Source organism: Psychrobacter sp., from assembly GCF_036731945.1.
Lineage (GTDB): Bacteria > Pseudomonadota > Gammaproteobacteria > Pseudomonadales > Moraxellaceae > Psychrobacter.
Genome location: NZ_DAINDI010000017.1, coordinates 22844 through 23319, shown reverse-complemented (window position 1 = coordinate 23319; position 476 = coordinate 22844). Strand labels below are relative to the sequence as shown.

1 protein-coding gene is annotated in these 476 nt (G+C 41.0%); it reads right to left on the bottom strand.

Annotated features, from left to right (window positions below; genetic code table 11):
* Nucleotides 1–222 precede the first annotated feature (222 nt).
* Nucleotides 223–476, bottom strand: a 254-nt coding sequence (locus V7D75_RS05170) for a hypothetical protein (RefSeq protein ID WP_333613690.1), incomplete at its 5' end; no start/stop codon positions are given.

The following is a 476-nucleotide window of genomic DNA, read 5'->3' as shown; positions in this document are numbered from 1 at the left end:
ATATGTGGTTTGAAGGCGGTCCAGTCGATACCAAGGTTGATGGTCGGGTAGCCAATATCGATGATGGTACGGGCTACGCGCTCGGCATGAAATTGGGTTATCATTTTTAAAAATTGACTGAGATTGTTTGTTAAAAATAGCTAATATTGGCGCTGATAGAAAGTAGAAAAAAGCACTTACTTTAAAAAGTAGGTGCTTTTTTATTGCTTGGAACGCGCTTTATTAATCAACGCTTTCGGTTTGGCAAAACAACCCATTTAAGCATTCTCGATTATCACCATCAGTATGCCAAATGGGTGGAATCTGCATCGCTTGATTTAATTGATAATGTGTCGTCGCCCATTTGTCCATCTCGTAGCCATCTTCAGTGGTACTAGGCGCTAGATATTGCTCTTGACGTTCGCTATCGGATAACGCCATGAAATTAAGATAGTTTGTTGCATCCTTTGCCAAGATGCTATTGGGACGTTTTGTGG